This is a genomic window from Burkholderia sp. AW49-1 (genome assembly GCF_053427845.1).
This window is the reverse complement of record NZ_JBSAXF010000014.1, coordinates 1-26991: the sequence shown is the minus strand read 5'-3', so window position 1 is coordinate 26991 and position 26991 is coordinate 1. Positions and strand designations below refer to the sequence as shown.

The 26991-nt window shown below is 66.5% G+C and carries 30 protein-coding genes and 1 pseudogene; 20 read left to right on the top strand and 11 right to left on the bottom strand.

The features are described from left to right. The first annotated feature begins 74 nt into the window (after positions 1-74). The 6 genes from ACV22W_RS21065 to ACV22W_RS21040 all read left to right on the top strand — a co-directional run bounded on the left by ACV22W_RS21065 (position 75) and on the right by ACV22W_RS21040 (position 5873). Positions 75-1052: a chromate resistance protein ChrB domain-containing protein gene (locus ACV22W_RS21065; RefSeq protein ID WP_448021464.1), complete on the top strand. Its 978-nt coding sequence runs from the start codon at positions 75-77 to the stop codon at positions 1050-1052. After that, a complete protein-coding gene (locus ACV22W_RS21060; RefSeq protein WP_448021463.1) occupies positions 1049-2227 on the top strand; it encodes a chromate transporter in 1179 nt (392 codons plus the stop codon). Before ACV22W_RS21065 ends, ACV22W_RS21060 begins: the two co-directional genes overlap by 4 nt. Before the next feature lie 174 nt (positions 2228-2401). Then, positions 2402-3562, top strand: coding sequence for an MFS transporter (locus ACV22W_RS21055; RefSeq protein ID WP_448021640.1), 1161 nt, complete (start codon positions 2402-2404; stop codon positions 3560-3562). Positions 3563-3657: 95 nt separating this feature from the next. Further along, positions 3658-4713 carry a YncE family protein gene (locus tag ACV22W_RS21050; protein WP_448021461.1) on the top strand — a complete coding sequence of 352 codons (1056 nt, stop codon included), beginning with the start codon at positions 3658-3660 and terminating at the stop codon, positions 4711-4713. Between the two features lie 183 nt (positions 4714-4896). Beyond that, complete coding sequence (locus ACV22W_RS21045) at positions 4897-5514, top strand: LysE family translocator (protein WP_059692651.1); 618 nt, start codon at positions 4897-4899, stop codon at positions 5512-5514. A gap of 110 nt (positions 5515-5624) precedes the next feature. Further along, positions 5625-5873: a hypothetical protein gene (locus ACV22W_RS21040; RefSeq protein WP_059818331.1), complete on the top strand. Its 249-nt coding sequence runs from the start codon at positions 5625-5627 to the stop codon at positions 5871-5873. A gap of 125 nt (positions 5874-5998) precedes the next feature. Here ACV22W_RS21040 and ACV22W_RS21035 read toward each other — a convergent pair whose 3' ends face one another. The 7 genes from ACV22W_RS21035 to pobA all read right to left on the bottom strand — a co-directional run bounded on the left by ACV22W_RS21035 (position 5999) and on the right by pobA (position 12967). Next, positions 5999-7357 carry an MFS transporter gene (locus ACV22W_RS21035; RefSeq protein WP_448021459.1) on the bottom strand — a complete coding sequence of 453 codons (1359 nt, stop codon included), beginning with the start codon at positions 7355-7357 and terminating at the stop codon, positions 5999-6001. 149 nt (positions 7358-7506) lie between these two features. Beyond that, complete coding sequence (gene pcaC / locus ACV22W_RS21030; protein ID WP_448021458.1) at positions 7507-7893, bottom strand: 4-carboxymuconolactone decarboxylase; 387 nt, start codon at positions 7891-7893, stop codon at positions 7507-7509. Positions 7894-7903: 10 nt separating this feature from the next. Next, positions 7904-8689: a 3-oxoadipate enol-lactonase gene (gene pcaD, locus ACV22W_RS21025; protein WP_448021457.1), complete on the bottom strand. Its 786-nt coding sequence runs from the start codon at positions 8687-8689 to the stop codon at positions 7904-7906. Continuing rightward, positions 8689-10062 carry a 3-carboxy-cis,cis-muconate cycloisomerase gene (locus ACV22W_RS21020; RefSeq protein ID WP_448021455.1) on the bottom strand — a complete coding sequence of 458 codons (1374 nt, stop codon included), beginning with the start codon at positions 10060-10062 and terminating at the stop codon, positions 8689-8691. Before ACV22W_RS21020 ends, pcaD begins: the two co-directional genes overlap by 1 nt. A gap of 88 nt (positions 10063-10150) precedes the next feature. Then, complete coding sequence (locus ACV22W_RS21015; protein WP_012365076.1) at positions 10151-10807, bottom strand: CoA transferase subunit B; 657 nt, start codon at positions 10805-10807, stop codon at positions 10151-10153. 68 nt (positions 10808-10875) lie between these two features. Beyond that, on the bottom strand, positions 10876-11589 hold the full coding sequence (locus ACV22W_RS21010; protein ID WP_014900666.1) for a 3-oxoacid CoA-transferase subunit A: 714 nt from the start codon (positions 11587-11589) through the stop codon (positions 10876-10878). Between the two features lie 145 nt (positions 11590-11734). Further along, positions 11735-12967 (bottom strand): 4-hydroxybenzoate 3-monooxygenase, encoded by a 1233-nt coding sequence (gene pobA / locus ACV22W_RS21005; protein ID WP_448021454.1) that lies wholly within the window; start codon positions 12965-12967, stop codon positions 11735-11737. Between the two features lie 116 nt (positions 12968-13083). Between pobA and ACV22W_RS21000 the strand changes: the two genes are divergently transcribed. From ACV22W_RS21000 to ACV22W_RS20990, 3 genes are all read left to right on the top strand, one after another. Continuing rightward, on the top strand, positions 13084-14010 hold the full coding sequence (locus ACV22W_RS21000; protein WP_448021453.1) for a LysR family transcriptional regulator: 927 nt from the start codon (positions 13084-13086) through the stop codon (positions 14008-14010). Between the two features lie 101 nt (positions 14011-14111). Further along, complete coding sequence (gene folE / locus ACV22W_RS20995; RefSeq protein ID WP_048250599.1) at positions 14112-14741, top strand: GTP cyclohydrolase I FolE; 630 nt, start codon at positions 14112-14114, stop codon at positions 14739-14741. Continuing rightward, a complete protein-coding gene (locus tag ACV22W_RS20990; RefSeq protein ID WP_059692675.1) occupies positions 14741-15544 on the top strand; it encodes an SDR family oxidoreductase in 804 nt (267 codons plus the stop codon). Before folE ends, ACV22W_RS20990 begins: the two co-directional genes overlap by 1 nt. Positions 15545-15658: 114 nt before the next feature. On the opposite strand, the gene epsC is transcribed toward ACV22W_RS20990, so the two are convergent. After that, on the bottom strand, positions 15659-16579 hold the full coding sequence (epsC, locus tag ACV22W_RS20985; RefSeq protein WP_059533573.1) for a serine O-acetyltransferase EpsC: 921 nt from the start codon (positions 16577-16579) through the stop codon (positions 15659-15661). Positions 16580-16716: 137 nt separating this feature from the next. Then, a complete protein-coding gene (locus ACV22W_RS20980; protein ID WP_011659947.1) occupies positions 16717-16950 on the bottom strand; it encodes a hypothetical protein in 234 nt (77 codons plus the stop codon). A 278-nt stretch (positions 16951-17228) separates the two neighbouring features. On the opposite strand from ACV22W_RS20980, the gene ACV22W_RS20975 reads away from it, so the two are divergent. From ACV22W_RS20975 to fnr, 3 genes are all read left to right on the top strand, one after another. Continuing rightward, positions 17229-17639, top strand: a complete 411-nt coding sequence (locus tag ACV22W_RS20975) for a DUF3005 domain-containing protein (protein ID WP_448021451.1) — start codon at positions 17229-17231, stop codon at positions 17637-17639. A gap of 331 nt (positions 17640-17970) precedes the next feature. Further along, positions 17971-18438: a universal stress protein gene (locus ACV22W_RS20970; RefSeq protein ID WP_448021450.1), complete on the top strand. Its 468-nt coding sequence runs from the start codon at positions 17971-17973 to the stop codon at positions 18436-18438. A 153-nt stretch (positions 18439-18591) separates the two neighbouring features. Further along, positions 18592-19338, top strand: a complete 747-nt coding sequence (gene fnr / locus ACV22W_RS20965) for a fumarate/nitrate reduction transcriptional regulator Fnr (RefSeq protein WP_448021448.1) — start codon at positions 18592-18594, stop codon at positions 19336-19338. A 50-nt stretch (positions 19339-19388) separates the two neighbouring features. On the opposite strand, the gene ACV22W_RS20960 is transcribed toward fnr, so the two are convergent. After that, the gene (locus tag ACV22W_RS20960; protein WP_448021446.1) at positions 19389-20282 is read right to left on the bottom strand and encodes a LysR family transcriptional regulator ArgP; all 894 of its coding nucleotides are present in this window, start codon (positions 20280-20282) and stop codon (positions 19389-19391) included. Positions 20283-20388: 106 nt separating this feature from the next. On the opposite strand from ACV22W_RS20960, the gene ACV22W_RS20955 reads away from it, so the two are divergent. From ACV22W_RS20955 to ACV22W_RS20930, 6 genes are all read left to right on the top strand, one after another. Continuing rightward, positions 20389-21009 (top strand): LysE/ArgO family amino acid transporter, encoded by a 621-nt coding sequence (locus ACV22W_RS20955; RefSeq protein ID WP_059447451.1) that lies wholly within the window; start codon positions 20389-20391, stop codon positions 21007-21009. A gap of 324 nt (positions 21010-21333) precedes the next feature. Beyond that, positions 21334-22281 carry an aldo/keto reductase gene (locus ACV22W_RS20950; RefSeq protein WP_448021445.1) on the top strand — a complete coding sequence of 316 codons (948 nt, stop codon included), beginning with the start codon at positions 21334-21336 and terminating at the stop codon, positions 22279-22281. Positions 22282-22305: 24 nt separating this feature from the next. Then, a complete protein-coding gene (locus ACV22W_RS20945) occupies positions 22306-22653 on the top strand; it encodes a GH3 family domain-containing protein (RefSeq protein WP_448021443.1) in 348 nt (115 codons plus the stop codon). A gap of 480 nt (positions 22654-23133) precedes the next feature. Further along, positions 23134-23844 carry a PadR family transcriptional regulator gene (locus ACV22W_RS20940; RefSeq protein ID WP_448021442.1) on the top strand — a complete coding sequence of 237 codons (711 nt, stop codon included), beginning with the start codon at positions 23134-23136 and terminating at the stop codon, positions 23842-23844. A 37-nt stretch (positions 23845-23881) separates the two neighbouring features. After that, positions 23882-24703, top strand: a complete 822-nt coding sequence (locus ACV22W_RS20935; RefSeq protein ID WP_448021441.1) for a siderophore-interacting protein — start codon at positions 23882-23884, stop codon at positions 24701-24703. Between the two features lie 119 nt (positions 24704-24822). Next, a complete protein-coding gene (locus ACV22W_RS20930; protein ID WP_059533537.1) occupies positions 24823-25047 on the top strand; it encodes a hypothetical protein in 225 nt (74 codons plus the stop codon). Between the two features lie 26 nt (positions 25048-25073). Here ACV22W_RS20930 and ACV22W_RS20925 read toward each other — a convergent pair whose 3' ends face one another. Then, positions 25074-25655, bottom strand: a complete 582-nt coding sequence (locus ACV22W_RS20925; protein WP_448021439.1) for an undecaprenyl-diphosphatase — start codon at positions 25653-25655, stop codon at positions 25074-25076. A 456-nt stretch (positions 25656-26111) separates the two neighbouring features. Between ACV22W_RS20925 and ACV22W_RS20920 the strand changes: the two genes are divergently transcribed. Continuing rightward, positions 26112-26852, top strand: coding sequence for an acetoacetate decarboxylase (locus tag ACV22W_RS20920; protein WP_006485181.1), 741 nt, complete (start codon positions 26112-26114; stop codon positions 26850-26852). A 52-nt stretch (positions 26853-26904) separates the two neighbouring features. Further along, a pseudogene (locus tag ACV22W_RS20915) lies at positions 26905-26991 on the top strand (3-hydroxybutyrate dehydrogenase); the annotation flags it as partial.

The window sequence follows — 26991 nt, the reverse complement described above, 5'->3', positions numbered from 1 at the left end:
GCGGGGGGCGACATCAGATGGCCATGCGCGAAGTATTTTTGTAGCAATCGCAACCTTCACGTAGATTTACCTACATGAATTCAATCTCTACCTGGTCGCTCCTCGTTCTGACCCTTCCGACTGAAAACGCGACGGCCCGCATGCGGTTCTGGCGCGCGCTGAAGGCAAAGGGCTGCGCGGTATTGCGCGACGGCATCTACCTGCTGCCGTACACCGAAGAACATGAGGGCACGCTGCGCGACCTCGCGGGGTCGATTGCCGAAAGTGGCGGCACGGCTCACCTGTTACGCGCGCCGAGCCTGGATGCGCAGCAGGAACTGGAATTCCGCGCGCTCTTCGATCGCGGAGAGGATGACGCCGCCTTTATCCAGGCCCTTGCGGACGCCCGCAAGACGCTCGCGGGCCAGTCGGCCACGGAGTTGACACGTTTGCTGCGGCGCATGCGCAAGGATTTCGACGCCATCCGCGCGATCGACTATTTCCCGGGCGACTCGGCCACCCGCGCCGAAGTCGCGCTGCAGGATTTCGTCGCACTGGTCGACACCGTGCTGTCGCCGGGTGAGCCGCACGCCGCGGACCGCGCGATCCGCCCGCTGGCGATCGACGAATATCAGGGCCGCACCTGGGCGACGCGGCAGCGGATTTGGGTCGATCGCGTCGCCAGCGCGTGGCTGATCCGCCGCTTCATCGACGCACGCGCCCGCTTCATCTGGCTCGCATCGCCGGCGGATTGTCCAGCTGACGCGCTGGGCTTCGATTTCGACGGTGCGACGTTCACGCATGTCGGCGAGCGCGTGACGTTCGAGGTGCTGCTGGCCAGTTTCGGCCTCGACAAAAACCCTGCGCTCGCGCGGCTCGCCGAGATCGTGCACGCACTCGACGTGGGCGGCCCCGCGGCGCCCGAGGCGATCGGCTTCGAGGCCGTGATGGCCGGCACGCGCCAGCGCACGGAGAACGATGATCAATTGCTCGAGCAGATGAGCGCCGTGCTCGACGCCTTGCACGCGCATTTCTCGTCGAGCGGAAAGAACGAAACCGGAGCCAGGTCATGACCACTGCCATCGCCACGACCGAACCGACCTACTCGCTCGGCGAGCTGGTCGCCTACATGTTGCGTCTCGGCACGTTCGGCTTCGGCGGGCCGGTTGCGCTTGCGGGCTACATGCGTCGCGACCTGGTCGAGCACCGCGGCTGGATCACGGAGGCCGACTACAAGGAAGGGCTCACGCTGGCCCAGCTCGCACCGGGGCCGATGGCGGCCCAGCTCGCGATTTATCTCGGCTTCGTTCACTACCGCATTCTCGGTGCGACACTCGTCGGCTTCGCGTTCGTGCTGCCGTCGTTTCTGATGGTGCTCGCGCTCGGGTTCGCGTACGCGCATTTCGGCGGGCTGTCCTGGATGCAGGCCGTCTTCTACGGCGTCGGCGCCGCGGTGGTCGGCATCATCGCGATGAGCGCCTACAAGCTCACGACGAAAACCGTTGGCCACGACAAGCTGCTCTGCGCAATCTTCGTGACGCTCGCCGCCGTGACCTTCATCACGGAATCGGAAATCGCGTGGCTGTTCCTCGTCGCGGGCGTGGTCGGCTGGCTGTGGCGCGCCCCGCCCAAGTGGCTGCACCGGGGCGGACTGAATGCGGTTGCCGCGGCCAATCTGCCGGCCGCCAGCGGAATACTGAGCGGCATCGATCTGCCGCAGCTCGTTCAGATCGGCGCGTTCTTCACGAAGGCAGGCGCGTTCGTGTTCGGCTCCGGGCTTGCGATCGTGCCGTTCCTCTACGGCGGCGTCGTCACCGAACATCACTGGCTCAACGACAAGCAGTTCGTCGATGCGGTCGCGGTCGCGATGATCACGCCCGGTCCCGTCGTGATCACCGTCGGCTTCATCGGGTATCTCGTGGCGGGCTTGCCCGGCGCATGCGTCGCGGCCCTCGGCACGTTCCTGCCCTGCTATCTGTTCACCGTCATTCCCGCGCCGTACGTGAAGAAGTACGGGCACCGCCCGGACGTCAAGGCGTTCGTGGACGGAATCACCGCCGCGGCTGTTGGGGCGATCACGGGCTCCGTCCTCGTCATCGCGAAACGCTCGATCGTCGACATGCCGACCGCACTGCTCGCCGTCGGTACCGTGCTGCTGCTGTGGCGTTTCAAGAAGTTGCAGGAGCCGGTCATCGTCACGGCTGCCGCGCTCGTGGGGCTGGTGGCCTACCCGCTGCTCCATCATTGAGCCTCACTGCGGGGAAGTGGTCATGGCTGACTGCGCGATTCATCGACGATGCGCTTTACGCGTGGTGCCGGCGTGATGCCCCTGCCTGACAGCCGACGCGCATCGACGCTCGCCAGCCGAATACTGCCGGCGGGCGTGGACGAGGCCGCATGGCTCATCCTCGCGAGCCGCGGCCTGCGCGGTTTCTGCGATGGATTCGTTGCCGTGCTGCTGCCCGCGTATCTGCTGTCGCTCGGGCTTTCGCAACTGGATGTCGGCCTGATCGGCACCACGACGTTGGCGGGTTCCGCACTCGCGACGATCGCGATCGGCATGCTCGCGAGCCGCTTCACGCAGCGCCGCATGCTGACGCTCGCGGCCGCGCTGATGGCAGCGACGGGAATCGGCTTCGCGAGCTTCTCCGCATTGTGGCCGCTGTTCGTCGTCGCCTTCGCCGGCACGCTCAATCCGAGCTCCGGCGACGTCAGCCTGTTTCTGCCGCTCGAACAGTCGCGTCTGGCGCAAGCAGCCGACGGCGACGCTCGCACGGCGCTGTTTGCCCGATACAGCCTCGTCGGTGCCGTCTCGGCGGCGGTCGGATCCCTTGCGGCCGGCCTGCCGATCTTCGTCGAATCACATACCGGAATCACGACGCTGAGCGCGATGCGCGGCATGTTTCTGGTCTATGCGGCGACGGGTATCGTCGTCTGCATGCTGTATCGGCGACTGCCGCGCCCGGAGACGCACGCGGCAACGCAAGCGCCGCCGCCGCTCGGCCCGTCGCGCCCGATCGTCATCCGGCTGGCGATGCTGTTCAGCGTCGACGCGTTCGCGGGCGGTCTCGTCGTCAACTCGCTGTTGTCGCTGTGGCTGATGCAGCGCTTCGGCCTCTCGATCGCCGCCGCCGGCCGGTTCTTCTTCTGGGCGGGCCTGCTTTCGGCCAGCTCGCAGCTCGCGGCCGCGCCGTTGGCGCGCAGGATCGGCCTGCTGAACACGATGGTGTTCACGCATATCCCGTCGAGCGTCTGCCTGATCGGCGCCGCCCTCGCGCCAACGTTGCCGCTGACGTTGACGCTGCTGCTGATGCGCAGCGCGCTTTCGCAAATGGATGTGCCGACACGAACCGCTTACGTGATGGCGGTCGTCACGCCGGCTGAGCGACCGGCAGCGGCCAGCTTTACGTCCGTCCCGCGCAGCCTCGCGGCCGCGCTCGCGCCGACATTGGCCGGCGGCCTGTTCGGTCTCGGCTGGCTCGGTGCGCCGCTGGTCGCATGCGGTGTGCTGAAGATCGCGTACGACCTCACGCTGCTCGCAGCTTTTCGGCACGTCGAACCAAACGACGAGCGGCCGCGGTGAGCGGCGACCATGGTGGAACAACAAACGAGCGGGGAACCATGCAAAGCGACGACGCCGCATCGCAAATGCGGCGGCGGCCGTCGCGGGAGGAAATCATGAAGCACGCCGGACACTGGCGCTCCAGCCTGCCCCTGCTCGTCGCGCTGTGCGGCGGGTTCGGCGCGTCGAGCCAGTCGATTCACCAGGCATTCGCCGCGGGCGACGATACGTCGATCGGCGCCCTGCCGCTGAAGCACGTCGCGGACATTGCGTTGCCGGGCCGCCCGACCCGGCTCGACTACGCAAGTCTCGATTCGACCCGCAACCGGCTCCTGATCGCCCACCTCGGCGACGGCGAGGTGATTGCTTTCGATACGCGTGCATCACGCGTGATCGCACGGATCACGGCGGTATCGTCGGTACATGGCGTCCTTGCCGTGCCGGAGCTGTCGCGCATCTACGCATCCGCGACCGGGTCCGACGAAATCGTCGCGATCGACGCCGCGACGCTGAAAATCGTCGCGCGCATGCCGGGCGGGCATTATCCCGACGGGATGGCCTATGCAGCCGACGTGCACAAGCTGTACGTATCCGACGAATACGGAAAAACGGAAACGGTCATCGACGTCCGGAGCAACCGGCGCGTCGCGACGATTCCGCTCGACGGCGAGGCCGGCAACACGCAGTACGATCCGGTCTCCCGGCACATCTTCGTGAACGTCCAGACGCGTCGTCAGCTCGTCGAAATCGATCCGGCGACGGACCGTGTCGTCGACCGTCTCGACTTGCCGGGTGCGAAAGGCAATCACGGTTTGCTGATCGAGCCGCGCAGTCGCCTCGCCTTCATCGCGTGCGAGGACAATGACACGCTTCTCGTCTTCGATATGCGCGCGCGGCATGTGGTTCGAGCGTTCCATATCGGCGGCGGCCCGGACGTGCTGGCGTTCGATTCCGCGTCGGACGCGCTCTATGTCGCGGGTGAAGCCGGCGTCGTTTCGATGTTCGGCGTCAGAGGCTCGGATGTCGTCAAACTCGGCGAAGGCCGGCTCGGGCCGAATGCACACGTCGTCGCTGTCGATCCGGCCACGCATCGCTCGTACTTTCCGCTGAAGGATGTTGGCGGCCGGCCGGTGTTGCGTGTGATGGAAGCGGCGCGCGCGGCCAACCCGTGATCGACCTGTTGGCTGGTGGCCCGGCCCGCGCCAGCATGCCGAGCACGATCCGGCGACTTCAATCTAATACGCATCTCGCCGTTCCCGTACCGGCATCCATCCATCAAACTGTACCGGTACTGTACAGAAAACCGTCGCTACACTGGCTCCATCCCAGTCCCGAACACGAATGGAGAATCCGCGATGGACTTCCTCACCGTCAGCGCATTGCCCGCCGGCATGCTGTTCGCGCTTGTCACGTCGATCACGCCCGGCCCGAACAACACGATGCTGCTCGCCTCCGGCGTCAATTTCGGTTTCCGCCGCACGATGCCGCACCTGTTCGGCATCAGCATCGGCGTCGCAATACTGATGCTGTGCGTCGGCTTCGGTCTCGGCGAGGCGTTCCGGCGCGTGCCGGTCCTGTATACCATCCTCGAAATCGCGAGCGTCGCGTACCTGCTGTACCTCGCATGGCGTATCGGCACATCGGGCGAAGTGAAGGCGCAGGGCGCCAAGCCGCGGCCGATGACGTTCCTCGAAGCCGCCGCGTTCCAGTGGGTCAATCCGAAGGCATGGATGATGGTGCTGACCGCCGCGACGACGATCCGCCTGTCCGCCGACTATGGGATGAACGCCGCGTGGATGGCCGTCGTGTTCATCCTGATCGGCTTTCCGTGCATCAGCCTGTGGGCCGCGTTCGGCCAGGGCCTGCGCCGCTTCCTGTCGAACCGCCGCGCGCTGCGCATCTTCAACGTGACGATGGCCGTGCTGCTGATCCTGTCGCTGTATCCCCTCGTCGCGCACCTGCTCCCGCAGTAAGCGCTCACGAGCGCCCCCGTTGAGCTTCACGCCATGCAGGCGTACCCTTTTGGTAAGGGCGCGTGCAGCCGCTTCGCCGGCTGCACCGCTGCCCTGCATGGAGATTGCCGATGAAGCCAATGCTGAAAGCCGGCGAGCACATCGAGGGCATGCACTGGATCGCCGAGTACCACCCACTCACGCACGAGATCCGGGTGCTGCGCGAAAACATCGAAGTGGGCACGTACTGCGCGCCGCCCACGCTGTTCGGTGACGAGGAAGAGATGGGCGCCGCGAACCATGCCGATCATCGCAGCCAGGAGGCCGCGCTGCGTGCGTATCTGCGCAACTTCGTCAAGGAACACGACGCGGAAGAGTAGCGGCGCGACGGCCGCAAAGTCGACGGGCCGCTGACGCGGCCCGGTCCGTCGTTGCGTGTCGCTCGACTCACGACCTTTCGCAACAAGCAAAAGGCCGGCGCGCATCGCCCCGGCCCCGATCCTGCTCAATGCCCGAGCGACTCGATCTTGCCGCCCGGCTGCGCGACGCCGTGCGGCCGGGCCATCTGCTTGATCAACAACGCAAGGCACGCAAGCAAGCCCGCGACCGCGATGGTCGCGAACACACCCGCGAACGAGAAGTGCCGGCGCGTCAGTTCGGCGACGAGGAACGACCCGGCGATCCCGCCGAAGCGGCCGACACCGAGCATCCACGCCACGCCCGTGCCGCGCCCTTCAGTCGGATAGAACGCAGCGGCAAGCGCGGGCATCGACGATTGCGCGGTGTTCATCAGCACGCCGGCGATGAACACGACCAGCACGAGCAGCCCGACGTTCCCGGCCGCCTGCCCGATCGCATACACGCTGACCGCGGTCAGCGCGTAGCACACGGCGATCACGCGATTCGCATTGAAACGGTCCATCAACACGCCGCACAACACCGCGCCGACGCCGCCGAGCGGGAACAGCGCGGAAATCAGCGTCGCGCTCTTCGGCGTGAGGCCGGCATCCTTCAGCAGGATCGGCATCCAGTTGATCGACGCGTAGAAAATCACGAGCCCCATGAAGTACGCGAGCCACAGCATCACCGAGCCGACGACGTACGAGCGCGACAGCACGACGCCGATTCCCTTGCTGCCCGTCTGCGGCGCGGATTCGGTCATCGCGAACGAGCCGGCGTTCAGCGCATCGCGCGAGATCCGCGAAAGCGTCGCGCGGATCCGGTCGACGCTCTGGCCTTGCGCGACCATGAAACGCACCGATTCGGGCATCTTCAGCAGCAACAGCACGCCGAGCAGCAGCGGCGTCACGCCGCCGAGCATCAGCACGCTGCGCCAGCCGAAATGCGGGATCATCCACGCGGCGAGAAAGCCGCCGAACGCGGCGCCCAGCGGGAAACCGCAGAACATCAGGTTGATCACGGTCGCGCGGCGCTTGTCCGGGCAGAACTCGCCCATCATCGTGACCGCGTTCGGCATCGCGGCGCCGAGGCCGACACCGGTGACGAAGCGCAGCACCGTCAGGTGCCCGATGGTCGTCGAGAATGCGGAAACGAAACACGCGACGCCGAACAGGAACACCGAGCCCAACAACAGCGAACGGCGCCCGAGGCGGTCGGACAGCGGGCCCGACACGAGCGCGCCACACGCAAGGCCGAACAGCGCGGCGCTCAGCACGGGTGCGAGATCGGGTTTGGTGAGGTTCCATTCGCCGAGCAGCGACGGCGCGATGAAGCCGATCGCGGCCGTATCGAAGCCGTCGAGCAGCACGATCACGAAACACATCAGGAATACGAGCCACTGGAAGCCGCCGAACGGCTGCTCGTTGATGAAGGTCTGAACATCGACCACGGGTGCGCGATTCATCGCGAGTCTCCTATGTAAACAACGCGGCCTGATGGCCGCGTCTTTCCTTGTTTGCGCGCCGATTCGCCGCCGGCGCGTCATGCGTCGTCGACACCTGCCGGCAGCGACAGGCGTCGCGATCGGGTCACGTCCGGCGCGAGCCGGCCGTGTTATTCAGCCCCATCCTGTTCCTTGAAGATCTTGTCCGCGAGATGGAACGCGGAGTTCGCGGCCGGCACGCCGCAGTAGATCGCGGTCTGCAGCAGCACTTCCTTGATTTCGTCGCGCGTCACGCCGTTGTTGCGCGCGGCGCGCAGATGCAGCGCGAGTTCCTCGCCGCGGTTCAGCGCGACCATCATCGCGATAGTCAGCAGGCTGCGCGTATGGCGCGGCAGGCCGTCGCGCGTCCAGATCTCGCCCCACGCATAGCGCGTGATCAGGTTCTGGAATTCGTCGGTCACTTCGGTGCGGTTCTGGATCGAGCGGTCGACGTGCGCGTCGCCGAGCACCGCGCGACGCACCTTCATCCCCGCTTCGTAACGTTGCTGGTCGTCCATCGTCGGTGCCTCACGCGGTCAGGAAGTCGAGCAGCGCGCGGTTGAAACCGTCGGTGCACTCGATGTTCGAAATATGCGCGGCGTCGAATTCGACGTGACGCGCGCCGGGAATCGCGGCGGCCAGCGCACGGCCCTGGTCGGGAGGCGTCGACATGTCCTTCGCGCCGGTCACGACGAGCACCGGCAGCGCGATGCCCTTCACTTCCTCGCGCAGGTCGGCCGCGTTCAGCGCGTCGCAGTTCGCCGCGTAACCGTCCTTGTCGGTATGCACGAAGGTGTCGCGGATCGCGTCGAACAGGCGCGGCTCACGATCGACGAACGCGTCGGTGAACCAGCGCGGCAGCACGGCGTCGGCCAGCGCGGCCATCCCTTCCGCACGCGCCTTGTGCGCGCGCGGCGCCCACACTTCGGGCGAGCCGATCTTCGCGGCGGTGTTCGACAGCACGGCGCGCACGATGCGCGACGGGAAGCGCGCGGCGAGCGCAGCGCCGGTCAGGCCGCCCATCGAAATCCCGCAGAAGTGCGCGCGATCGATGCCGAGGTGGTCGAGCAGGCCGATCACGTCGCCCGCGAGCTGGTCGATCGTGTACGAGCCGGCCGGTGCTTCGGAATGGCCGTGGCCTCGCGTGTCGTAGCGCAGGATGTTGAAGTGCTGAGTGAGCGGGCGAATCTGCGGTGCCCACATCTGCAGGTCGGCGCCGAGCGAGTTCGAGAAGACGAGCCACGGCGCGTCGTCGCGCGCGGCACGGTCGATCCGGTAATGCAGTTTCACGCCGTTGACAGTGGCGAAAGGCATCAATGTTCTCCTGGTTGTTTCGTGCCCGCGTGCAGCGCGAGCACGGCGTCGACGTAGGCCTGCGCCTCGCCGACATAATGTGCGGGATCGAGCAGCCGCGCGAGCGCGTCGCGCGACAGATTGGCGGATACGGTGGGATCGGCGGCGAGCACGTCGAACAGCGTCGTGCCGGTGCGCACGGCTTCCTTCGACGCATGCTCGACGACATGATGCGCATCGAGCCGGCCGATCCGGTCGCCGAGCGCGAGCATCACGGCTTCGCCGAGGATCAGCCCGTGCGTCAGGTCGATGTTCGCGGCGAGGCGTTCGGTGTTCACGTCGAGGCCCGCGACGATCTGCGCGATCTGCGCGAGCGCCCCGCCGGTCAGGCGCGCGAGGTCGGGCAGCGCATCCCATTCGGCCTGCCAGCCGCCGAGCGCGCGCTCGTGCTCCTGGACCATCCCGGCAAACACGGTCGCGACGAGGTTCGGCGCGCGCACCGCGGCGGTCAGCACGGCCGCGCAGCCGACGGGGTTGCGCTTGTGCGGCATCGTCGACGAGCCGCCCTTGCCGGCAGCCGCCGGTTCGCCAAGCTCGCCGACCTCGGTCTGCATCTGCAGCGACACGTCGCGCGCGATCTTGCCGAGGGTGCCGGTCAGCATCCCGAAGCACGACGCGGCTTCCGCGATGCGGTCGCGCTGCGTATGCCACGGCACGGCCGGCAGCGCGAGCTTCAGGTCGGCCGCGAGCGCGGCGCTCACGCCGGCCGCCTGCTCGCGCAGGCTCGCCAGCGTGCCGGCCGCGCCGCCGAACTGCAGCACCAGCGCGCGCTCGCGCAATTCGGCGAGGCGTGCACGATGGCGCAGCAGCGCGTCGAGCCATTGCGCGAATTTCAGGCCGAGCGTGATCGGCAGCGCCTGCTGCAACCACGTGCGGCCGATCATCGGCGTCGCGCGATGCGTGTGCGCGAGCGTCGCGAGCGACGCGCATGCTTCGTCGAGCAGCGGCTCGAGCACGTCGAGCGTGTCGCGCAGTTGCAGCACGGTCGCGGTATCGATGATGTCCTGGCTCGTCGCGCCCCAGTGCACGAACTTCGCGGCCTCGGGGTCGTCGGCCTTCACTTGGGCGGTGAGCTGCTTGACGAGCGGAATCGCAAGATTGCCGCCGAGCGCCGCGCCGTGCGCGAGCGCGTCGGCATCGAGCCGGCCGGCGTCGCACGCGCGTTCGATCGGCGCGACCGCGGCGGCGGGAATCACCTGCCGCGCGGCGAGCGCGCGCGCGAGCGCGGCCTCGACGTCGAGCATCCGCTGGATCGTCGCGCGCGGCGACCAGATCCGGTTGAGCGGCTCGGTGCCGCAAATGAGGGAGGTCAGGCGGGCGCTGTCTTCGAGCATGGCATCAGATTGGGGAAACGGCGTGCGCCTATTGTCTACCCAAGCGTGCCGGCGTGCGCGCGATCGCGCGCGCCGGCACGCTTGCCGTTCAGGCCGCGGCCTTGCGCGTCGCGTCGATCAGCGGCACGCCGGTCAGCTTCTGCAGTTCGTCGAACGACAGGTCGGTGAAGATCTCGCTCACCGCGAGGCCGTCCGCCGTCACGTCGAGCACGGCGAGATCGGTATAGATGCGGCTCACGCACTGCACGCCGGTGACCGGATACGAGCACTGCGCGACGATCTTGCTCTCGCCCTGCTTCGTCAGGTGTTCCATCATCACGAACACCTGCTTCGCGCCAATCGCGAGGTCCATCGCGCCGCCGACGGCCGGAATCGCGTCGGGCGCGCCCGTATGCCAGTTCGCGAGGTCGCCGTTCGCCGACACCTGGAACGCGCCGAGCACGCAGTAGTCGAGGTGGCCGCCGCGCATCATCGCGAACGAATCCGAGTGGTGGAAATACGCGCCGCCGGTGAGCAGCGTCACGTGCTGCTTGCCGGCGTTGATCAGCTCGTCGTCTTCCTCGCCGGGCGCCGGCGCCGGGCCCATGCCCAGCAGGCCGTTCTCGCTGTGCAGGAAGATTTCCTTGCTCGGGTCGAGGTGGTTCGCCACCAGCGTCGGCACGCCGATGCCGAGGTTCACATACGCGCCTTCGGGGATGTCCTGGGCGACGCGCTTGGCCATTTCATCGCGGGTCAGTCGTTTCATGTCGGGTCTCCTGTCGACCGGAGTTGGCGCTTCAGCGCTTACTCCGGTCTCATACAAAGTTCGGGCTGTCAGGCGGCTTGCGATGCACGTTCGGCGGCCAGCTCGGCCGCATGCGCGGCCTGCGGCACTTCGACGACGCGCTGCACGAAAATGCCCGGCGTCACGATGTGTTCCGGGTTCAGCCCGCCGAGCGGCACGACTTCCGACACCTGCACGATCGCGACCTTCGCGGCACTGGCCATGATCGGCCCGAAGTTGCGCGCGGTCTTGCGATACACGAGGTTGCCCCAGCGATCGCCCTTGTATGCCTTCACCAACGCGAAATCGGCGTGGATCGGCGTCTCGAACACGTACGACTTGCCGTCGATCACGCGCGTTTCCTTGCCTTCCGCGAGCTTCGTGCCGAAGCCCGTCGGCGTGAAGAAGCCGCCGATGCCGGCGCCCGCCGCGCGGATCCGCTCCGCAAGGTTGCCCTGCGGCACGAGCTCCAGCTCGATCTCGCCCGCGCGGTACAGCGCGTCGAACACCTGCGAGTCGCTCTGGCGCGGGAACGAACAGATGATCTTGCGCACCCGCTTCGCCTTGAGCAGCGCCGCGAGGCCCGTCTCGCCGTTGCCCGCGTTGTTGTTGACGATCGTCAGGCCGCGCGCGCCCTGCTCGATCAGCGCGTCGATCAGCTCGGACGGCATGCCTGCCGTGCCGAAACCGCCGATCATGATGGTCGCGCCGTCGTGAACGTCCGCGACCGCCGATTGAAGCGATTCGAAAATCTTGTTGACCATGTCTCTTCCTGATACGAACCCGCGGCACGATGCGCGGCCTGTCGAGGGGGCACGCGCGAGCCGCGTGCCGCGTCGAAGGCCATCGTCGACCTTCGGCATTTGTTCGCTATTCGAACCTAGATTCGATTAGCGAACGATGGGCCGATCATAGAGTCGCGCACAGCGCGTTGTCAAGGCGGGATCCCTCGGGGGGTGTCTGGTCGTCGAACGGCAGGCCGACGTAGTTTTCGGCGAGCGACTGCGCAGCGGCCCGCGAGCGCGTCACGTACTTCAGCTCGGCAAACTTCAGGCGATTGACGAACGGCGAATCCTCCGGCGACGAGTGCAGCATGTTCGTCATGAAGTACGAGAAATGCTCGGCGCGCCACACGCGCTCGAGACAGGTCGCCGAATAGCGCGCGAGCGGCGTCGCGTCGCCGTTGCGGTAGCGCGCGCCGAGCGCGCGGGACAGCGCACGGACGTCGGCCACCGCGAGGTTCATCCCCTTCGCGCCGGTCGGCGGCACGATGTGCGCGGCGTCGCCCGCGAGGAACAAGCGGCCGTGCTGCATCGTCTCCGACACGAAGCTGCGCATCGGCGTCACGCTCTTCTGCGTGATCCGGCCCTCGGTCGGCGTCCAGCCGGTGTCGTTCGAGAAGCGCGTGTGCAGTTCGTCCCAGATCCGCGCGTCGGACCATTCCTCGAGGTTTTCGTCGGGCTTGCACTGCAGGTAGAGGCGCGTGACCGTCGGCGAGCGCATCGAGAACAGTGCGAAGCCGTTGTCGTGATGCGCGTAGACCAGCTCGTCGAGCGACGGCGCCGCGTCGGCCAGGATGCCGAGCCACGCGAACGGGTAGACGCGCTCGAACGTGTTCAGCCGCTCGGCGGGAATCGTCTGCCGCGCAATGCCGTGGAAGCCGTCGCAGCCGGCGATGTAGTCGCAGTCGATGCGGTCCGCGCGGCCGTCCGCGTGCTTGAACGTGACGAACGGGTGCTCGCTTTCGATATCGTGCAGCGCGACATCGCTGACTTCGAAGTGCATCTGGTGGCCATGCACGTCGCCGGCCGCGATCAGGTCGCGCACGACTTCGTGCTGGCTATAGACGGTGATCGCGCGCCCGCCGGTGAGCGCGCTCAGGTCGATGCGATGGCGCTGGCCGGAGAACAGCAGCTCGATGCCGTGATGTTCGAGCCCTTCGCGGCGCATCCGCTCGCCGAGGCCGGCTTCGTTCAGCGTGTCGACGGTGCCCTGCTCCAGCACGCCGGCGCGGATGCGGTTCTCGCAGTATTCGCGTGAACGCGCTTCGACGAGGATGGAATCGACGCCTTGCAGGCGCAGCAGATGGGAAAGCAAAAGGCCGGACGGACCGGCGCCGATGATGGCGACCTGGGTGCGCATTGTTCGTCTCCTGAACATTGGTTCGAATAATGGAACCCATTTGAGCGCTTTCCCGACTATGCGGCAACGCGATTTTGGAGATAAGTTGTATACGCCTTCCGGATACCGGCCTCACGATGGATACGCTCGATCTGAACCTGATTCCCTACCTCGTCGCGCTCGACGACACGCGCAACGTCAGCCGCGCGGGCGACCTGCTCGGCGTGAGCCAGCCGCGCGTGAGCACCGCGCTCGGCCGCCTGCGCGAGTATTTCGGCGATCCGTTGTTCGTGCGCACGTCGCGCGGGATGGAGCCGACGCCGCGCGCGCTCGCGCTGCTGCCGGCCGCGCGCGATGCGCTCGCGCAGATCGAGCGCGGCCTCGTCGCGCCGCACGACTTCGATCCGGCAGCGAGCACGCATACGTTCTCGATCGCGCTGTCGGACGTCGGCGAGATCGTGTTCCTGCCGAAGTTGCTGCAGGCATTCGCGACGCGCGCGCCGCACGCGAACCTGCGCTCGGTCTCGCTCGCGCACGACGAAGTCGGCCGCGGCCTCGAAGCCGGGTCGATCGATCTCGCGGTCGGCTACTTCCCCGATCTCGACGGCAACAACTTCTTCCAGCAGCGTCTGTTCACGCACCGGTTCGTCTGCCTGATGCGGCGCGGCCATCCGCTCGAACAGGCGCGCCCGTTCACGGCCGAGCAGTTCCTCGCGTGCGGGCATGCGGTGGTGCGTGCCGAGGGACGCAGCCAGGAGGTGCTCGAGAAATACCTCGCGAAGCAGCGCATGCACCGCCGTGCGGTGCTCGAGACGCCGCACTTCATGAGCCTGCCGTTCATCCTGAGCCGCACCGACCTGATCGCGACGGTGCCGCATGCGATCGGCTATGCGTATGCGGCCGAGCATGCGTTCATCGTGCCGGTCGAGCCGCCGTTGCCGCTGCCGCGCTTCGACCTGAAGCAGCACTGGCATCGCAAGTTCCACAACGATCCGCGCACCGCGTGGCTGCGCGGCGTCGTCGCGTCGCTGTTCAACGACGAGCAGGACGAATGGCCGAAGTGACGCGGGGTGTGCGGCAGGCCGCACGCACGACCCGCGAAAGCATGAAACAATGCCCGGATATCCGCGCCGCCGCAGGCGGCCGCATTCGATGGAGCGACTAGATGGGTAAAAAATCCGCGCGGCCCGAGCCGGCCGCATCCCGGCCGAGCCGGGAAGAAGCCGAGGATGCCGTTCGCGTGCTGCTGCGCTGGGCCGGCGACGATCCCGCCCGCGAAGGCCTGCTCGACACGCCGGCACGCGTCGTGCGCGCGTATGAGCAGTTCTTCGCCGGCTACGCGCTGGAGCCGCGCGACATCCTCGCCCGCACGTTCAGCGAAGTCGACGGCTACGACGAAATGATCGTGCTGAAGGACATTCGCTTCGAGAGCTACTGCGAGCACCACATGGTGCCGATCATCGGCCGCGCGCACGTCGCGTATCTGCCGAACCATCGCGTCGTCGGCATCTCGAAGCTCGCGCGCCTCGTCGACGCGTTCGCGAAGCGCCTGCAGATCCAGGAAAAGATGACCGTGCAGATCGCTGACACGCTGTTCGACGTGCTGCAGCCGAAGGGCGTCGGTGTGATCCTCGAAGCCGCGCATCAATGCATCTCGACGCGCGGCGTGCACAAGCCGGGCGTCGAGATGGTCACGTCGCGCATGCTCGGCACGTTCCGCACCGATCCGTCGACGCGGCGCGAATTCCTGTCGATCGTCGCGAATCCTTCTTCAGTCAACCTGACGAATACGTAATGCAGTCCACGAAGCAAGCGGCAAACGCGCCGGTCGTGCTCGTGACCGGCGCCGCGCGCCGGGCCGGGCGCGCGTTCGCCGAGTATTTCGCCGCGCACGGTTATCGCACCGCGGTCCATTACGACCGCTCCGCCGATGCTGCTCAGGCGGCGGCCCGCGCGATCGCCGAACGCGGGCATGATTCGGTCGCGCTGCAGGCCGACCTGTCGGATGCCGCGCAGATCACCACGCTGATCGACCAGGTGTATGCGCGCTTCGGCCGCCTCGACGTGCTGGTCAACAACGCGTCGGTGTTCTGGCAAGACCATTTCCCGAGCTTCGACCTCGCGGCGTTCGACCAGGCATGGGCCGTCAACTGCCGCGCGCCGATCCTGCTCACGCGCGCATTCTACGAACGGGCCCGCGCGGCCGGCACGCAGGGCGTCGTCGTCAACGTGGTCGACCAGAAGATCAAGGAGAACTTCCACCGCGACCATTTCAGCTATACAGTCGCGAAGGCCGCGCTCGGCAACCTCACGCAGATGCTCGCGCTGTCGTCGTCGCCGGTGCTGCGCGTGAACGCGGTGTTCCCCGGGCTGATGCTGCCGAGCGACGACCAGACGCAGGCCGACTTCGAACACGCGAGCCGCGCATCGACGCCGCTCGCGCGCATTGCCGGCCCCGACGACGTCGCGGGCGCGATCCTGCTGCTGACGGGCAGTGCATACAACGGCGTGGATTTCGTCGTCGATGCGGGGCAGAACCTGATCCGCGTCGACCAGGACGTGCTGTACAAGCATCGCTCGCCGGCCGGCAAGCACTGACGAACGGTATGTCCGGCGGTAGCCGTGTGCACCCTTCGCACACCGGCGCACGGGTATCGGCACACGCCTTCATCTACGCTGCGCGAACGACCGATGCGCCGTTCGCGCGCCGCGTTACGGCTTCTCGGCGCTGCCGCCTTCGCGGACCTTGCCCTGCGCGACGCTCGTGCCGGGCGGCACGCTGTGCGTGAGCCACACGTTCCCGCCGATCACCGAACCGCGCCCGATCGTCACGCGGCCGAGAATCGTCGCGCCCGCGTAGATCACGACGTCGTCCTCGACGATCGGATGCCGCGCATTGCCCTTCACCAGCGCGCCGTCGCCATCGGCCGGGAAGCTCTTCGCGCCGAGCGTGACGGCCTGGTACACGCGCACGCGCTCGCCGATGATCGCGGTTTCGCCGATCACGACGCCGGTGCCGTGGTCGATGAAGAAGCTCGGGCCGATCTGTGCGCCCGGGTGAATGTCGATGCCGGTGGCCGAGTGCGCGATTTCATTGATGAAACGCGCGAGCAGCGGCACACCGAGTTGGTGCAGCGCGTGCGCCAGCCGATGGTGCATCATCGCGAGCACGCCGGGGTAGCACAGCAGGATTTCGGTGATGTGCTGCGCGGCCGGATCGCCCGCGTAGGCAGCCTGGATGTCGCTGACCAGCAGCGCGCGAACCGCCGGCAACTGCCGGCCGAACTCGCGCGCGATCTCGAACGCGCGCTCGTCGAGTTCGGCGAACGGTGTGTCCGCATGCTCGGGCAGGAACGGCAGCGCGCGGCGGATCTGTTCGGACAGGATCCGCAGCGTGCTTTCGAGCGTGTGGCCGACGTAGTAGTCGACGCTTTCGTCGGTCAGATCCGGCGCGCCGTAGTGCGTCGGAAACATCGACGCGCGCAGGCCGGTGACGATCTTGCAGATCGCGTCGCGCGACGGCAGCTCGCGGATGCCGCGCGGGTGACGCGTGCGATGAAGTTCCTCGCGCGATTCGCGCAAGCCGGCAACGATTTCTTCGAGGCCCCACTGACGGGCGGGTGATGTCGACATATGCCAATGCAGGCGGCCGCGCTCGATCGCACGGCCGCGAATAAAGTGACGGGTTCCAGAAGATTACCGCGTTTTCGTCCGGCAGCGGCACGCCGGGGCATCGGCCGGACGGCAAAGGCCGCCGTCGCGCGACGGCGTCAGATCGTGATGCTGCTCGCGTCGATCCAGCGCACGGCCCAGTCGCGCGCGTGCGCGATCGCGTCGCCTTCGTCGTTGAACTGGAGCTCGGTCGGAAAAAAACGGTTCGCGACGAGTTCCCCGTCGCTCGATCGGGAGATCACGACGTAGGGTTTGAACGAGCCGTCGCTGGCGCGCGCGGGCGCGCAATTCAACAGATATCCGCGGTGCGTGAAGGCAGTAGTCGCTTGCATGAATCCGCCACCTCTAGTCCCTTGATTTGTTGTTCACTACCCGTCTTAAGGGTGCTGCGGTGCCCCGGTGCGGGCAGAGGCGGCAAGACCGCATCCCCTGTCGCCGCTTCGCAGGAAATGAATCATACTCTGTAGAAAACAGGTGTTCTAGCTGAAATAAATCATGACAAATCAGCGCGCGCCACACGACCGCGGCGATCGCCCGCGCGCCGTTTTCCCGTCTTGCCCGGAACGGGATTTGCTTCGATCCGGAGCGCTTCGCCGCCAGGAGAGCCGTGATGGAAACGTCAGCTCAAGCGCACGCCGCACATCCGCGCAGCATCGAACTCGACAACGACGACACGCACGACAGCACCGTCGACACCGACGGCAAGAATCGCGAGGCCGCGCGTCTCGCGAGCGGTGGCGCCTTCTCGCCCGACCAGATCACACGCAGCAACGCGTCGCTCGTCAATGCGATGCCAGAAGCCGGCGACGGCTTCGCCGGCTTCGACAGCCGGCCGGGCGGCAATCATCCGGCGCTCGCGCTGCGTGCGGGCTACATGGTGATCGAGAAGGGATTCGACGCGCCGTCCCAGGGGGGCGACGCGCTGTACGGCCCGATTCACCGGATGTACGGCAGCGCGTACTGGCCCGGCCATGGACGCCGGCCGGAACGGGTGATCGAAATCACGGCGGTGCCGCGGTGACGCGCGCGGCGTTTGAATCGATCGTTCGTTTGGCGGGTCGATGCGAGCCCGATGGCGGCGGAGCGACATGCGTTCGCGTGCCGGCCGTTCGAACCGGCGCTGAAATCGACATCAGCGCCGGGCTCGGTTTCGACATTCGGGTTTCGCGACATCGATGCATCGGCGTTGACCGAAGTCACATCGTCGCGATACGGACGATGTTCAATGCACACTCGCGACGACCGGCACGTCGCTGCAAACTGCCTGACGTTGGTTTACCCTGCCTCGCAGCAACGCACGGCCTGCTCGGCCGTTCCGCCGACTTTCGTTCAACCCGCCACTTGGAGACACCATGTACAAGCGCATTCTGGTTGCCATCGACGGCAGCGACACGGCCCGCCACGCGTTCGATGCCGCTCTCGCGCTCGCGAAGGAGCACGGTGCCGAACTGCAGCCGTTCTACGTCGTCGAGAACGCCGCGATCTACTACAACGTGCCGGGCTACGATCCGTCCGTGCTGCGCGACCAGCTCATCGCGCAAGGCAATGCGCTCGCGGCAGAGTTCAAGAAGCTGATGCAGGCGGCCGGCGTAAAGGGCGAGACGCTGACGAGCGAGGCGTCGTCGCTCAACGACGTGTCGACGCTGATTCTCGACGGTGCGAAAGCGTTCGGCGCCGACCTCCTCGTCCTCGGCACACACGGCCGCCGCGGGTTCCGTCGCCTCGTGCTCGGCAGCATTGCCGAACAGTGCGTGCGGCATGCGACGCTGCCCGTGCTGCTGATCCCGGCCGCCGCGCATACGGACGATCAGGAAGTCTGAGCGGCGCCGGCGTCGGCGGGCATCGCAACGGCATGCGTGCATGTCGCTTCGATGCCCGCGACATGTGCGCGCGGTCGCGACGTTTTGTCACCCGACAGCGGCAACTTGCGGTGGGACAATGATTCGGTCGATTCAATGCCGGAGTAAACGATCATGTTGACGCCCGTCGCCACACGTCCCGCCGCCTCGTCCCATGCGGGCAACTGGGCTCCCCGCCAGGCACCGCACTGCTCGTCGTGCGCAATGCGGCACCTGTGCATGCCGCAGGGCCTCGCACCCGAAGCGCTCAGCCGCCTCGAATCGGTCATCTGCGCGACGCGCCCGGTCAAGCGCGGCGAAGCGCTGTTCCGCGAAGGCGACACCTTCGACAACCTGTACGCCGTGCGCTCGGGTTCCCTGAAAACCGTCGCCACGCGCCATGACGGCCGCGAGCAGGTCACCGGCCTGCACCTCGCGGGCGAAGCGCTCGGCCTCGACGGCATCTGCGACGACACGCACCCGCGCACCGCGGTTGCGCTGGAAGACAGCTCGGTATGCGTGATTCCATACAGCGCGCTCAAGTCGCTGTGCTCGGAAGCCGGCACGATGCAGTTGCGCATGCACAAGCTGATGAGCGAGCAGATCGTGCGCGAAACGTCGCAAACCATGCTGCTCGGCTCGTTGAACGCCGAAGAGCGCGTCGCCGCGTTCCTGCTCGACGTGTCGTCGCGCTACCTGAAGCGCGGCTACTCGCCGTCGGAATTCAACCTGCGGATGACGCGCGAAGACATCGGCAGCTACCTCGGCATGACGCTCGAAACGGTCAGCCGCACGCTGTCGAAGTTCCAGAAGCGCGGCCTGATCGAAATGCACGGCCGCCTCGTACAGATCGTCGACTTCGACGGCCTGCACCACGTCTGACCCCGCGCGGCGCGTCTCCTGCGCGCCGCCGTCCGTCTCTCCCGCCCCGCTCAGTCGAGAAACAGCGCGGCGCGCGCCTTCAGCGCCGCGCTGAAATCGTCGAGCCAGCCGATCGACAGGCGCCAGCTCTGCCAGTAAAGGTCGATATCGACGGTCCGCCCGCGCGACATGTCGACCAGTTCGCCCGCCGCCAGCTGGCGATCGACCATCCGGTCCGGGCACATTCCCCATCCCAGCCCCGTTTCGCATGCACGCAGGTAACCCGCGACGTGCGGGATCCAGTGTTGCGGCGGATCGAGATCCGCGCGCGTCACGCGCCGGATGAAGCGGGCCTGCAAACCGTCCTTCGGATTGAACATCACGCACGGCGCTCGGCGCAGCGCATCGCGCGTGATGCCCGCGCCGAAATAGCGATCGAAAAACGCCGGCGAACACACCGCGCGATAGCGGATGCGCCCCAGCCGCGTCGAACGGCATCCCTGGATCGGCTCGGCTTGCGCGGTCACCGCGCCCTGCACGCTGCCGTCGCGAATGCGCGCGGCCGTGTAGTCCTGGTCGTCGATCACGAGGTCGAGCAAGGTCTCGCGCTCGGTGCAGAACGGCCCGACCGCGTCGATGAACCAGGTCGCGACGCTGTCGTCGTTGACGGCCACGCGCAACATCGGCCATGCGCTCGCGATCTGCCCGGGCAATGCCGGCATCCGGCCGCCCAGTTCGGCCTCGAGCAACTGCACGCGCTCCGTATGCCGGCACAGCAACGCGCCCGACGTCGTCGCGACGCACGGCTGCCCGCGCTTGACGAGCACGCTGCCGACGCGCTCCTCCAACAGTTTCACGCGCTGCGATACCGCCGATGGCGTGACGTTCAGCTCCCTGGCCGCCCGCTCGAACGAGCCGTGCCGGATCACCGCCGCGAGAGCGTCGAGCAATGCGTAGTCGAGCATTAGATTTCCTTAATCGGCATTAGGTGAATTAGCTTTTTTTACGTTATGGCTGACCGCAGACTAGCGCCAACCGATTCACCCGTCTACTGCTCCACCTCTTCCCATCATGAACTGGATCGCTTTTTCCCACGGCGCCGCCCTGTGCGGGTCGCTCATCGTCACCATCGGCGCGCAGAACGCGTTCGTGCTCCGGCAAGGCATCATGCGCTCGCATGTCGGCAAGATCGTGCTGCTGTGCGCGTTGTCCGACATGATCCTGATCGGCGCGGGCGTCGGTGGCGCGTCGGTCCTCGTCGAACGCTATCCGACCTTCGTCCACGTCGTGCTGTACGTCGGCCTCGCATATCTCGCGTGGTTCGGCATCAACGCGCTGCGTCGCGCGTTCAAGCCGGGACACGAAACGCTCGACGTTCGCGGCGATGCCGTCGCGCCGCCGCCGCAGAGCGCGGTCGCAATCGTGCTGATGACGCTTGCGTTCACGTGGCTCAACCCGCACGTGTATCTCGATACGTTCCTGCTGATCGGCACGGCCGGCGCGCGCGAGCCGGAAGGCTCGCGGCTTGCGTTCGCGATCGGCGCGATGTCGGTCAGCGTCGTGTGGTTCCTCGGGCTCGGATACGGCGCGCGGCTGCTTGCGCCGTGGTTCCGCAAGGCCGTCGCGTGGCGCGTGCTGGATGGTGCGATCGGCAGCATGGTGCTGTTTCTGGCGGCCGTGCAGTTGCGGTAACGGATTGGGGCGCCGATCGATCGCGGGCGGCAATTTCGCCGCCCGTTTTTCGTTCCGCTCCGTCGGAGTGGTGCGATACGCCGGATCTCCGCCTGCCTCTCCCCGGACGCATCAAGATTCAGTTCCGGATCGAACGCCGCCGCGCGAATCATCCATCTGCCGGACGGACCATCCCCGTAGGCTGCACGATTTCGCTCGATCGGTGAGAATGTTCCGGTCTCCGCGACAACGGCGAAGGCGCTTCGCCCGTTCGCCTTCCCGTCGCATTCATCCCGGTCAATCCTGCCGTCTCATCCCGTCACCCTTCAGATTCCGGAGAGCAACATGGCACTACGCACCCTCGGCACGTCGGACATCCAGGTTTCCCCGCTCGCCTTCGGCGGCAACGTCTTCGGCTGGACCGTCGACGAGAACACATCGTTCGAGCTGCTCGACGCGCTCGCCGACACCGGCATTAACTTCATCGACACGGCCGACGTCTATTCGGCCTGGGCGCCCGGCAACAGCGGCGGCGAATCGGAAACGATCATCGGCAAGTGGCTCAAGCGTTCCGGCAAGCGCGATCAGGTCGTGATCGCGACCAAGGTCGGCCTGCTCGCGGCGCGCGCCGGCCTGACGAAGGACAACATCCTGAAGGCCGCCGACGAGTCGCTGCGCCGCCTGCAGACCGACTACATCGACCTGTATTTCTCGCACCGCGATCTCGCCGACACGGCACCGCTCGAAGAAACGCTCTCTGCTTACCAGACGCTGATCGACGCGGGCAAGGTGCGCATCATCGGCGCGTCGAACTACAGCGGCGCACGCCTGCGCGAAGCCGCCGACGTCAGCAAGCGCAACGGCCTGCCCGCGTATCAGGTGATCCAGCCGGAATACAACCTGATCGACCGCGCCGAGTACGAGCGCGATCTCGAACCGGTCGTGCGCGACCTGAAACTGGGCGTCGTCAACTACTACGCGCTCGCGAGCGGCTTCCTGTCGGGCAAGTACCGCAGCGAAGCCGACCTGAAGAAGAGCGTGCGCGGCGATCGCGTCGCCCGTTATCTCGATGCGCGCGGCCTGCGCATTCTCGCGGCGCTCGACGACGTGTCGGCGAAGCACGACACGCAACCGGCCGCGATCGCGCTCGCATGGCAGATCGCGCGGCCGACGATCACCGCACCGATCGCGAGTGCGACGTCGCTCGGGCAGCTCGCATTGCTGGGCGAAGCGATTCGCGTGCGGCTCGACGAGGAAGATATCCGCAAGATCGACGCAGCGAGCGCGGTCTGAAGACCACTTGATGCGCCAGGCGATGTGCGGGCAGCTTATCTATCACGCGTGCTCGACGCAAATTGGAGCGTAGCGCTCTGTACTGCCAACTGTTTTGTCGAAATCGCAGATCCGGCACAATTTCGCGAGCGCGTGCCGGCGGTCCTCTACGCCGACATGTCCCCATGGATCGATCGTGCACTCCAGGATTTCGGTCCGGTCCTGACCGCGCAAGCGCCGCGTTTCTTCGAGTGCACGAGTGGCAGCAGCGAGCAGCAGAAGCTCATTCCCTACACGCGGGCTTTTCTCGAAGAATTGCAGTTCGCACTGATCGTCTGGCTCTCCGATCTGCATCGCGCCGTGCCCGGCGTCGCGGCCGGGCGTGCGCCATGACGTGTTGATCCGGTTCGTCAAAAATCCCAGCTGAACGTCTGCGGGCGCCTGCCGCGACGCGGCGTCCGGCGGTGTCAGCATGACGATCGTGGCATGCAGCGGATCCCGTATGTCGATCAGTGCGCTCGTCTTCCCGTCGCCATAACCCATCATCAGCGCCAGCGCGGTCTGGACCCATATCGAGCTTTGAGGCTGGCCCGTGACGGCGTCCACGGTCACCGCAAAGTCACGATGGAGTCGCGATATCGCGATGGCCCGCTCGGCGTGGTCGGCAACGTATTGAAGTGCCCTCGCTGCGAAAGGGCAGATTGCCGTGTATCCGGTCGCGGCTGGTGGAAGGACTGAATACCGCAAAAAAACCCACCTTCCCCGCAAACCTACGGATCTGCCCTCACTTCATCCGCCCCCTTATTTGCCGCTTGACGCTATATCTTTCGATATATATCTTTAGATATGTTTTACGACATACAGGACACAATCATGCGACACAACCCCTCCCGCGGCCATGCCCGATGCGACGGTCATGGTGCGCATGCCGGCCCTGGCTGGTACGCCAGCATCTGGCAAGCGATCGGCCGCCATCGGCGCGGCCACGATCCATTCGGCGGCGGCCCGTTTGGTGGCCGTGGCGGACGCGGCGGCTTTGGCGACTTCGGCGACGATGGCATGCCGCGCGGCCGTCAGTTCAGCTCCGACGACCTCCAGTTGCTGCTGCTCGCGCTGGTCGCCGAGCAGCCGAGCCACGGTTACGAACTGATCAAGGCACTCGACACGCGTTCGAACGGTTTCTACAGCCCGAGCCCCGGCATGGTGTATCCGGCACTCACGTATCTCGAGGAAGTCGGCTTCGTCGCCTCGCAGGCGGAAGGCAACCGCAAGCGCTATGCGCTGACCGACGCCGGCCGCGCGCATCTCGATGCGCAGCGCGAACGCGTCGACACCTTGTTCGCACGCCTCACGCACCTCGCGCGCAAGATGGAATTCATGCGCCGCGCGTTCGCCGGCGAATCGGCAGGCGGCGAAGCGCGGGACGAAGCGCAGCCCGGCTGGCTGCCCGAGTTCGTCGAGGCCCGCCTCGCGCTGAAGCGGGCGCTGCTCCACAAGAGCGCCGCCGACGCCGACGAACAGCGGCGCATCGCCGCAATCATGCGCCGCGCGACGGCCGAAATCGAAGGCGGCACCGGCACGTGATCCGCGCCGCCCGTCAAAACCCAAGGAGAACGGATTGATGCAGAACCCATCCGGACGCGCCGTCACCCGCGTGCGCCATACGCTCAAGTTCCGCCTGCTGCAGGTCGTGCGCGTGCACGCAGTGACGCCGCACCTGCTGCGCGTCACCCTGGGCGGCCCCGACCTCGCGGATTTCGAATCGTCGTCGTTCGACGATCACGTGAAGGTGTTTTTCCCGCCGCCCGGCGCCGACCGGCCCACGATGCCGACGCTCGGCGCGAATGGCCCCGAATTTCCCGAAGGCCAACCGAAGCCGGTCGCGCGCGATTTCACGCCGCGCCGTTTCGACCGCGCCGCCTGCGAACTCGATCTGGAATTCGTGTTGAACCATCCGGGCCCCGCATCGCAATGGGCGGCGCAGGCACGCGTCGGCCAGTGGCTCGGCATCGGCGGTCCGCGCGGTTCGTTCGTGGTCCCGATCGATTTCGACTGGCATCTGCTGATCGGCGACGATACGGCGCTGCCCGCAGTCGCGCGGCGTCTCGAGCAATTGCCGGCCGGTGCGCGCGCGGCGGTCGTGCTGGAAGTCGCGGATCGCACCGCGCAAATCGCGTTCGATACGCGCGCCGACGTGCATGAAATTTGGCGCTTTCGCGACGAAGCCGACGCGGCGGACGGCGACGTGCTGCTGAATGCGGTGCGCGAGCTGCCGCTGCCGTCCTCGGGCGACGGTTACGTGTGGGCGGCAGGCGAAGCGCAGTCGATGCGCGCGGTGCGGCAGCACCTGACCGGCGAGCGCGGCGTCGACAAGTCGCGCATCCGCGCGGCGGCATACTGGAAGCGCGGCGCGGCGGCCGTGCACGAAACGCTGGAAGACTGACGCGAACGGGTGCCCGCGCAGCAGCGGGCTTGGCATCGGCGGGGCGGCTGGTATATATCTATGTCTGCGACGCCGCTGTCGGGCGACAGCCGCCGCAGCCCGCCCAGGAGCGCCCGGTCATGACAAAAGAAAGCCACGCTTCGCCTTTCCTTCGCAACCTGAAGATCGCCGGCTATTGCGGCCTGGCGGCCGTCGTGCTCGCGCTGTTCGTTGCGATGTGCGCGATCCTGAAGGAAAGCGCACTCGAACGTGACGCCGCACAGCACCCGGGCGAGACGCCCGAACTGCACGAAGCGGGCGGCGGCCCGTCCGCTTCGGCTGAAGCGGCCAAGACGCCCGGTTGACGGCGTCCGGCCCCTGGTTCTCCCGCTCAGGGCGCGCGCTCGCGCCCCATCATCACCCCGTGCACCGCGTCGCCGATCCGTTCGAGCAGCTCGACGACGCGTTGTCCGTACAGATGCGCGGCCAGCGCGCCGGACGTGCCGACCAGCACGCCGCCGGCCATGTCGAACGGCCAGTGCACGCCCGCATACACACGCCCCCATGCAATCACGACGGCCATCGCGGCCATCACGAACCCGGTCAGCCGCGTGCTGCCGGCGAGCATCATGCCGACCGCGAGACTCCACGCGAACGTCATGTGATCGCTCGGAAACGAGCTGTCCGGCGCATGCGGAATCAGTTGCGTGCCGACGCCGGCCATGAACGGCCGCGGCGAAAACCAGAAATGCCCGATCACCTGCGCGAGCGCCAGCGCCACGCACGTGCCGACGCCGGCTTCGATCGCCTGGCGGCGCGTCGGGCGCTCGCCGAAGATCCAGGTCAGCAGCAGCATCGCGGGCAGCGCATAGACGAGCCAGTCGGCGGCGAAGATCGCGACGCGAGCAGCACCGGGGTGCGACACGGCGCCGGCATTGACGGCGGAAAACAGGGTGAGATTGAGGTTCTGCATGGATGCGGTTGCGTGGGGGCGTAACGATTGGACCGGGCGTGCCGGTCGGTTGGAACGATGCTAGTGCTCACTCGCTTAAGCAATGCTTAACGCGTCGGACGGCCGGGGATAAGAACCGGGCGCGCGCGTCGCGCGCGAACGCACTTAGAGCCTGCACTGCAACACAAGTTCACACAATTGACACATTCCCGCGCGACCGTCTCCCGTAAAAGCTCACCGGTCATCCTGTAAAGGCTCACCTTTTTCACATCGCGGCGTCATCGACACATGCGAGTATCGGGCCGCCGCGCTCGCTCGGTGCGGTCTGCACCGTTCGTCTCAATATTTGCGTTGCAAATAATTCGAAATCGGCAACAATTAATTCCGGATGCGGCATCGCACAACGGCAACGCATAGGCATAGGATTACGAGCTTACGAGCACTCATCCACGAAGCGATCAACAACAAGGAGTCCGCATGAAACCCAGCGATGTCCGATCGAAAGCGTTTGCGATGCCGTTGACCAGCCCTGCCTTTCCGATGGGCCCGTACCGTTTCGTCGATCGTGAGTTTCTGATCATCACGTATCGCACCGATCCGGACCGTCTGCGTGAAATCGTGCCCGAGCCGCTGCAGGTCACCGAGCCGCTCGTCCATTACGAATTCATCCGCATGGCCGATTCGACCGGCTTCGGCGACTACACGGAAAGCGGCCAGGTGATCCCCGTCGAGTACAACGGCCAGGCCGGCGGCTATACGCTCGCGATGTATCTCGACGATCACCCGCCGATCGCCGGCGGCCGCGAACTGTGGGGTTTCCCGAAGAAACTCGCGTCGCCCACGCTGCACGTGAACACCGATCACATCCTTGGCACGCTCGACTACGGCAAGGTGCGCGTCGCGACCGGCACGATGGGCTACAAGCACAAGGAACTCGACATCGACGAGCAGACGAAGCGCCTCGCCGGCCCGAACTTCCTGCTCAAGATCATCCCGCACGTCGACGGCACCGCACGCGTATGCGAACTGGTGCGTTACTACATGCAGGACATCAAGATGAAGGGCGCGTGGACGGGCCCCGCCTCGCTCGAACTGGCACCGCACGCACTTGCGCCGGTGGCCGACCTGCCGGTGCTCGAGATCGTCGAGGCGCGCCACCTCGTCGCGGATTTGACACTCGGCCTCGGCGAAGTCGTCTACGATTACCTCGCTCAGTAACACCTCCGCCGTCCTTTCTCCCTGTCAAACCTTTCACCACGGGATATTCGAAATGAGCAACCTGAATGGCAAGACCGCAGTCGTCACGGGCGCCGCAAGCGGCATCGGCAAGGAAATCGCACTGGAGCTGGCCAAGGCA